The organism is Pseudonocardia sp. (assembly GCF_050246655.1).
Taxonomy (GTDB): Bacteria; Actinomycetota; Actinomycetes; order Mycobacteriales; family Pseudonocardiaceae; genus Pseudonocardia.
Genome location: NZ_JBFWVQ010000176.1, coordinates 1 through 7,731 on the forward strand (window position 1 = coordinate 1; position 7,731 = coordinate 7,731).

A 7,731-nucleotide genomic window follows, 5' to 3' on the forward strand; every position below is an offset into this window, starting at 1 on the left:
GTGGCGGAGATCGCGCAGGTGCGGCTGCGGGTCCCGGGCGGGCGATGCGCCGTCTTCCGGGCCCTGCGGTAGGGCCGGGCGGACGGTGCGAACGCGCCCGCCCCGTTGCGCGAACGGCGCGTACGGGAGATAGGTCTTCCCGTACGTGCCGTTCGCGCGCTCCAGGTGGGCCACGTTCCAGGTGGGCGCGCCCGCCCCCGCGCCGCCTCCCGCGCGGCCCCGGCCGCGTCGCTGGGATGATCCGAGGTGTGACGCCCCGCCTGCGCCGACGACGCGCGCCCGCGGTCCTTCCCGGTGACCCGGAGGTGATCGCGGCCCTGCTCCGGCGGCGCGCCGAGGGCTCCAGCCCCGGCGCGCGCCGCGACCCGCACCGGATCGCGCTGGTCGTCGGGGGTGGCGGCATGCGCGGGGCGTACACGGGAGGGATGGTCGCCGCGCTGGAGGACGCTGGTCTCACCGAGGCCTTCGACGTCGTCTACGGCAGCTCCGCGGGCGCGTTCGTCGGGGCTTCGCTCCTGCTCGGCGAGGGCCACGGCGCCGCACGCATCTTCTTCGAGGAGATGGCCTGCAAGGCGTTCATCGACCCGCGCCGCCTCGCCACCGGCAAGCCGGTCGTGTCGCTGGACCACCTGTTCGACCACATCCTGTCCGCACCCGAACCGTGGGAGCGCCTCGGCTCCGGCGAGGTCCCGCTGCGGGTGATCGCAACGGCGGCCGGGGACCTGCGCGCCCACGCCCTGGACCCCGCCAACCCGGCCGAGTGGAAGCGCGCCCTGCGCGCCACCGCCTCCATCCCGCTGCTCGCCGGGCCCGCCGTCGAGCTGCACGGGCGGCGTTGGATCGACGGCTCGGTGGCCGAGCCGCTCCCCGTGTTCCGCGCGCTGTCCGACGGGGCCACGCACGTCCTCGCGCTGCTCACCCGCACCGTCCCGGAGCTGCGGCGCGAGCAGGGCCGACCGCCGTGGGTGCCCGTCCTTGACCTGCTCGTTCCCGGCCTCGGCGCCATGACCCAGGACGTCCGCCGCCACGCTCCCGTCCTCGCCGTCCTTGACGACGCCGCGCATCCGGCTCGCGGCTCCACCCACCTGCTGGCGGTCACGCCGGGGCGCGACCTCGGGGTCCGCGGGCTCACGACGGACGCCGCGCTCGTGGAACGGGCGACGGTCGTCGGCTACGGGTCGATGTCTGCGCTGCTGGGGCGGGCCGAGGCTGCGTGAGCATGCCCGACGCGGCCCTCGTCGCGCGCCTGCGCGCCGCCGGGTGCGTGTTCGCCGAGGACGAGGCCCGCCTGCTCGCCGAGGCCGCCTCGGGCGCCGAGCTGGACGGGCTCGTCGCGCGCCGGGTGCGCGGAGAGCCGCTGGAGCTCGTCCTCGGCTGGGCCGGGTTCGCGGGCCTGCGGATCGCGGTCGAACCGGGGGTGTTCGTGCCGCGGCGGCGCACGGAGCTGCTCGTGGAGCTGGCCGTCGCGGCACGGCCCCTGGTCCTGGTGGACCTGTGCTGCGGGACGGGCGCGGTCGCCGCCGCGGTGGCGGCGGCGGTGCCGGGGGTCATCGTGCACGCGGCGGACCTGGACCCGGTCGCGGTGCGCTGCGCGCGGCGCAACCTGCCCGGGCACCACGTGTACGCGGGCGATCTCGACGCCGCGCTGCCCGCGACGTTGGGCGGCCGGGTGGACGTGCTCGTCGCCAACGCCCCGTACGTCCCGACGGCGGCGATCGCGACGATGCCGCCGGAGGCGCGCGACCACGAACCCGCCATCGCACTCGACGGCGGCGCGGACGGCCTGGACATCGCGCGCCGCGTCGTCGCCGCGGCGCCGCGCTGGCTCGTGCCGGGCGGGACCCTGGTCGTCGAGACGAGCGTGCGCCAGGCACCCGCGCTCGCCGACGCGTTCGCCCTCCACGGGTTCACCGCCCGGGTGGAGCGCGACGAGGACCGGGACGGAACGGCGGTGGCCGGCTTCCGCGCGCCGTCGAGAACGACGTTGTGCTGATCGAATCGCCCTGTTGATCAGCACAACGTCGTTGTCGACGGGGATCGGGCGGCAGGTAGCGTCCGGACCCGCCCGTCGGCGTGCGAGGAGGACCCGTGACGGACTTCGAGACCCTCGGCTGGGAGCGCGCCGGCGCCGTCGTGCGCATCACCCTGAACCGCCCGGACGCGGCGAACGGGATGAACGACGTCCTCGCCGGTGAGCTGGCGGCCGCGGCGGCCCGGTGCGACCACGACCCGTCGATCCGCGCGGTCGTGCTGACGGGATCGGGCCGTTTTTTCAGCGCGGGCGGGGACCTGCGCGCGATGGGGACGCAGGACGGACCGGTGGGCGGGTTCGTGAAGGGCATCGCCGACGACCTGCACCGGGCCACGTCGACGTTCGCGCGGATGGACGCTCCGCTGGTGGTCGCGGTGAACGGGGTCGCGGCGGGAGCCGGGTTCAGCCTCGCGGTGAGCGGCGATCTGGTGCTCGCGGCGGCGTCCGCGTCGTTCACGATGGCCTACACGCGGGCGGGCCTGAGCCCGGACGGGGGCGCGACCTACCACCTGCCGCGCCTGATCGGGCTGCGCCGCACCCAGGAGCTGATCCTGACCAACCGCACGCTGTCTGCGGACGAGGCCGCCGCCTGGGGCCTGGTGACCCGGGTCGTCCCCGACGACGAGCTGGCAGAGGCGGCCACGGAGCTGGCGGGGCAGCTCGCCACGGGCTCGGCGGCGGCGCACGGCACGGTGAAGCGGCTGCTGCTGGCGTCCTTCGGCAGCGGTCTGGAGGAACAGATGGAGCTGGAGGGCCGCGGGATCGCCGCCCGCGCCGGGTCCGCGGACGGGCAGGAGGGCATCAGGGCGTTCCTGGAGAAGCGACGCCCGGTGTTCGGCTAGAGATCGAGCGCCCAGTCCTCGCCGACGAGGTCGCGCCCGAAGCTGTGGTGCGGGGCGCTCGCGGTGCGGACGAAGCCGGCCGCCTCGTAGATCCGCCGGGCGGCGTCGAGGATGTCGTTGGTCCACAGCATGAGGCTGCGGTAGCCGGCATCGCGGGCGAAGTCGACGCAGGTGCCGACGAGGCACGTGCCGGCGCCGTGGCCCCGCGCGTCGGGGTGCACGAGCAGGATGCGCAGCCGCGCCGTCGTGGGCCCGTCGGCGGTGTCGGCGCTGTGGGCGGTGTCGGCGACGCACAGCACGCAGCCGACGCGCCTGCCGTCGAGCTCGGCGATCCAGCCCCGCTCGCGGTCGGGGTCGTGGCCCGCGGCGAAGTCGGCGACGATCCGCGCGACGAGGGCCTCGAAACTCGCGTCCCAGCCGTGCTCGGCGGCGTAGAGCTCGCCGTGCGCCTGGACGATCCAGCCGAGGTCACCCGGCCTGCCGAGCGGACGGACGGTGATCACGGTGCACCTCCCACTGAAACGAGTGTTTCAGTAACCGATACTGACCCCGTGCCGCAGGCCCGCGCAACCCCCTCGCCCCGGCGGGCCGAGCTGCTCGACGCCGCCTACCGCTACATCCTCACCCACGGGATCGCGGACCTGTCGCTGCGCCCGCTGGCCGCCGCGATCGGCTCCAGCCCCCGCGTGCTGCTCTTCCTCTTCGGCAGCAAGGACGCCCTGGTCCGCGAGCTCCTCGCGCGCGCACGCGCCGAGCAGCTCGCCCTGCTTCCCGAGACCGCCGGACTCGACGACGCCGGGCGGCGGGTCTGGGAGTGGCTCGCCGCGCCCGCGCGCCGTCCGCTGCTCACCCTCTGGCTCGAGTGCTACGCCCGCTCCCTCGCCGACCCGGACGGCCCGTGGGCCGGTTTCGCGGCCGCGACCGTCGAGGACTGGCTCGCCGTCCTCGCCCGCGCCCAACCACCCGAGCAGCGGGATCGGCCGGACGGGGCAGCCGCCCGCACCGCCGTGCTCGCCCTGTTGCGCGGCGCGCTGCTCGACCTGCTCGCCACGGGCGACCTCGACCGCACGACGGCCGCCGTCCACCGGGGACTCTCCGCCCATCCCGGCCGCCGATCGGCCGGTCCGTCGGAGGGACCACGAAGATGACCGAGGTCTTACGGTCCCGACGGACTCGATCGTGCGCCTTGACAGAGCCGCACCCTGCCACGAACGATGCCGATCGTGACCCTGCACCTGACGCGCCGGCGTCACGTCGATCTGCAGCGGCTCACCGTCCACTCCTGTCGCTGACCGCGCCGCTCTGCGCCCCGCCTCCACCGAGGTGACGCGCGCCCGCAGGACGGCGCGGTGCCGGACCCAGGAAACCGATCTACTCAAGGAGCAGAAGTCATGACACTCGCCGACACCCCCGTCGACAACGGCGTCAACGTCGAGGCGCTGCTGGGCGCCCGCGAGCTGTTCGGGGACAACCCGGACCTCGGCAAGACCACGTGGCGCTCGACCACCACCTGGCAGCGCGGCACGCACAGCACGTCGTCGATCGAGTCCTTCTACACGCTGGGCGCCGAGCAGGCCCACCGCGAGACCTTCACCTACGACGCCGACCACCCGCTCGCCTTCGCCGCGGAGGACAACGGCGTGACGCCGGTGGAGTTCGTGCTGGTGGCGCTGGGTTCCTGCCTCACCGCGGGCGTCGCGGCCGTGGCGCAGCAGCGCCAGATCCAGCTGCGCTCGGTGTCGGCCACGATCGAGGCGGCGATGGACCTGCACGGCATCCTCGGGGCGGACCCGGACATCCGCAACGGCTTCAGCGACGTCAAGGTCACCTTCGAGGTCGACGCCGACGCGAGCAAGGCCGACGTCGAGGCGCTGGTGGCCCAGTCGCAGAAGCGCTCCGCCGTCTACGACCTGCTCACCAACCCGACCAACGTCGTGGTCTCCGTCGACTGAAGGGTGATCTGACCCGTGCCGCACGTTCCCGTCGTGGTCGTCGGGGCCGGCCACTGCGGGCTGGCCACGAGCCGCCACCTCGCCGACCGGGCGATCGACCACGTGATCCTCGAACGCGGCGAGGTGGCGCACTCGTGGCGCACCCAGCGCTGGGACTCCCTGCGCCTGCTCACCCCGAACTGGCTCACCCGGCTGCCCGGGTACGCCTACGGCGGCCCGGACCCGGACGGCTACATGACAGCCGCCGAGGTCGTCCAGGTGATCGACGCCTACGCGGCCGGTGCCCCGGTCCGCACCGGCGTCACGGTGACGTCGGTGCGGGAGGGCTTCCGGGTCGGCACGGACCACGGCGAGTGGACCGCCGACGCGGTCGTGCTCGCGTCGGGTGCCTGCAACGTCGCGAAGGTGCCGCCGGTGGCCGAGGCGCTGCCGCCCGGGATCGCCTCGCTCACCCCCGCGGACTACCGCAACCCGTCGCAGGTACCCGACGGCGGCGTGCTCGTCGTGGGCGCGTCGGCGTCCGGGGTGCAGATCGCGGACGAGCTGCTGCGCGCCGGGCGCCGCGTGCACGTGGCCGTCGGCGAGCACGTACGGATGCCGCGCCGGTACCGGGGCGCGGACGTGCTGTGGTGGATGGAGCACGCCGGCGTCCTCGACGAGTCGTACACGCAGATGGACGACCTCGTGCGCGCCCGCAACATCCCGTCGATGCAGCTCGCCGGGACGACCTCGTCGCTGGACCTGAACGCCCTGGTGAAGCAGGGTGCGCTGCTGCACGGCAAGCTCGCGGCGATCCGCGACGGGCGGGCGCTGTTCTCCGGTGGCCTGCGCAACGTCTGCGCGCTCGCCGATCTCAAGATGGGCAGGCTGCTCGACACCCTCGACACGTGGGCCGTCGAGGCGGGCGTCGAGGCGGCCGATCCGCCGGAGCGGTTCGCGCCGACGGAGGTGCCCTCCTCCCCGGGCCTCGAGCTGGACCTGCGCGCGGGCGAGATCGGCACCGTGCTCTGGGCGACCGGGTTCCGTCCGGACCTGTCCTGGTGCGACCTGCCCGTGCAGAACGCGCGCGGCCGGCTCGTCCACGACGGCGGCGCCACCCGCGTTCCCGGCCTCTACCTGATGGGGATGCCGTTCCTGCGGCGGCGCAAGTCCACGCTCATCGACGGGGCGCGCGCGGACGCCGCGGACGTCGTCGCGATGGTGGCGGCGCACCTCGACGAGCGGGTGCGCGCAACGGCCTGACCAGGGCGGGATTCACCTCCGCCGGATGAGTCGCGCAGCCCCGGCGCCGCCAACGATGCCCTGATGTCCACGGAGCCGGACTCCTCCGCTGCGCCGGAGCCGCGCAGCCGCATGCTCGCCCTGCTGCTCGCGATGGCGATGTTCGTGCTCGTCGTGGACACGTCGCTGATGAACGTCTCGATCTCGGCGGTCGTGCGCGACCTCGACACGACGGTGTCCGGGGTCCAGTCCGCGATCGCGCTCGAGGCACTGGTCTCGGCGGCGTTCATCCTCATCGGTGGCAAGGTCTGCGACCTGTTCGGCCGCAAGCGCGCGTACATCATCGGCCTGCTGGGCTACGCCGTCGGCGCCATCGCGATGACGCTCGCGCAGAGCCTCACCGCGATCATCGTCTTCTGGGCCGTCATCGGTGGGCTCGGTGCCTCGCTGCTGCTGCCGGCCATGCAGGCACTCATCCACGGCAACTTCGAGGGCACCGCCCGCACCAAGGTCTACGCGCTCGTCGGGGCGTCGGCGGCCATCGCGGCGGCGGTCGGGCCGCTGCTCGGCGGCTTCATCACCACGTTCCTGTCGTGGCGGGTCGGCTTCCTGCTCGAAGCGGTGATCATCGCCATCGTGCTCTCCGGTGCCCGGCTCGTGCGCGACGTCGCCTACACCGGCCCGCGGGGCATCGACATCGGCGGCTCGGCGATGTCCGTCGTCGGGATGGGCGGCATCGTGCTGGGCATCCTCGTGTGGCAGGAAGGCGGCGAGGCGGTCGGCGCGCTGGTGCTGCTCGGCATCGCGGCGATGTGCGGGCTGGCGTGGTGGCTTCGGCGGCGCAAGCGCGCCGGGAAGCCGATGCTGCTCGACCCGAGCCTGTTCTCCTCGCCGTACTTCCGGCTGGGCGTCACCCAGCAGCTCCTGCAGCAGACCGCCCTCGGCGGCACGATGATCGTCCTGCCGATCTACCTGCAGATGGTGCTGGAGTACAACGCCCTGGAGGCGGGGCTGTCGATCGCGCCGCTGTCGCTGTCCATGTTCGGGATCGCGCTGCTCGCCGGGAAGCGGGCCGGGCGGCGCCGCCCGTCGACGCTGGTGTGCTGGGGGTTCGCGCTGCTCGCGATCGGGATGGCGGTCCTGCTCCCGCTGGTGCCGCGGGCCGACTCCGGCTGGTACCTGCTCGTGCCGCTGCTGATCACCGGCTCCGGGCTGGGCCTGCTGGTCTCGCAGCTCAACAACTACACGCTGAGCCCGGTCTCCGAGGAGCGGGTCAGCGAGGCCGCCGGGGTGAACTCCGCCGCCGGCTCGTTCGGCCTGTCGTTCGGGCTCGCGCTGGCCGGCGCGACGATGCTGGCCGCGCTCGCCGCCGCGTTCACCGTCGCCGCCAACGACAGCACCGTGCTGTCCGCGGACCAGAAGCAGCAGGTGGCGACCGTGCTGGACGACGACGCCCAGCTGATGACCAACACCGGGCTCGAGGAGCTGCTCGCCGGGCAGCCCGCCCCGGTCCGGGAGGAGATCCTGCGCATCAACACGGAGACCCGCCCGCTCTCGCTGCAGATCGCGCTGCTCATCCCGCTCCTCGCGGGGCTTCTGGGGTTCGCCAACTCGTTCCGGATGGCGCGGCTGCCCGATCCCACGCCGTCGAGCTCGGCGGAGGGCCTCGCCCTCGGCTGAGCGG

8 protein-coding genes are annotated in these 7,731 nt (G+C 74.2%); 7 read left to right on the top strand and 1 reads right to left on the bottom strand.

The features are described from left to right. The first annotated feature begins 248 nt into the window (after window positions 1–248). From AB7J25_RS29125 to AB7J25_RS29135, 3 genes are all read left to right on the top strand, one after another. Entirely contained in the window at window positions 249–1,217 is a 969-nt protein-coding gene (locus AB7J25_RS29125; protein WP_428514318.1) for a patatin-like phospholipase family protein, read from the top strand. Between the two features lie 2 nt (window positions 1,218–1,219). After that, a complete protein-coding gene (locus AB7J25_RS29130) occupies window positions 1,220–1,993 on the top strand; it encodes a putative protein N(5)-glutamine methyltransferase (RefSeq protein WP_428514332.1) in 774 nt (257 codons plus the stop codon). Between the two features lie 95 nt (window positions 1,994–2,088). Next, window positions 2,089–2,874 carry an enoyl-CoA hydratase/isomerase family protein gene (locus tag AB7J25_RS29135; protein WP_428514320.1) on the top strand — a complete coding sequence of 262 codons (786 nt, stop codon included), beginning with the start codon at window positions 2,089–2,091 and terminating at the stop codon, window positions 2,872–2,874. Here the strand turns inward: AB7J25_RS29135 and AB7J25_RS29140 are convergent. Then, entirely contained in the window at window positions 2,871–3,377 is a 507-nt protein-coding gene (locus AB7J25_RS29140; protein WP_428514322.1) for a GNAT family N-acetyltransferase, read from the bottom strand. The two genes, AB7J25_RS29135 and AB7J25_RS29140, sit on opposite strands and share 4 nt — an antisense overlap. A gap of 48 nt (window positions 3,378–3,425) precedes the next feature. Between AB7J25_RS29140 and AB7J25_RS29145 the strand changes: the two genes are divergently transcribed. From AB7J25_RS29145 to AB7J25_RS29160, 4 genes are all read left to right on the top strand, one after another. Then, window positions 3,426–4,022 (top strand): TetR/AcrR family transcriptional regulator, encoded by a 597-nt coding sequence (locus AB7J25_RS29145; RefSeq protein ID WP_428514324.1) that lies wholly within the window; start codon window positions 3,426–3,428, stop codon window positions 4,020–4,022. 243 nt (window positions 4,023–4,265) lie between these two features. Continuing rightward, window positions 4,266–4,826: an OsmC family protein gene (locus tag AB7J25_RS29150; RefSeq protein ID WP_428514326.1), complete on the top strand. Its 561-nt coding sequence runs from the start codon at window positions 4,266–4,268 to the stop codon at window positions 4,824–4,826. Window positions 4,827–4,841: 15 nt separating this feature from the next. Next, a complete protein-coding gene (locus AB7J25_RS29155; protein WP_428514328.1) occupies window positions 4,842–6,068 on the top strand; it encodes an NAD(P)-binding domain-containing protein in 1,227 nt (408 codons plus the stop codon). 63 nt (window positions 6,069–6,131) lie between these two features. Then, a complete protein-coding gene (locus AB7J25_RS29160; RefSeq protein WP_428514330.1) occupies window positions 6,132–7,727 on the top strand; it encodes an MFS transporter in 1,596 nt (531 codons plus the stop codon). The last annotated feature ends 4 nt before the right edge of the window (window positions 7,728–7,731 follow it).

Excerpts from the sequence above, each read along its gene's own strand:
- AB7J25_RS29130 (WP_428514332.1), top strand. The coding sequence starts at position 1,220 with ATGCCCGACGCGGCCCTCGTCGCGCGCCTGCGCGCCGCCGGGTGCGTG.
- AB7J25_RS29150 (WP_428514326.1), top strand. The coding sequence starts at position 4,266 with ATGACACTCGCCGACACCCCCGTCGACAACGGCGTCAACGTCGAGGCG.
- AB7J25_RS29160 (WP_428514330.1), top strand. The coding sequence starts at position 6,132 with ATGTCCACGGAGCCGGACTCCTCCGCTGCGCCGGAGCCGCGCAGCCGC.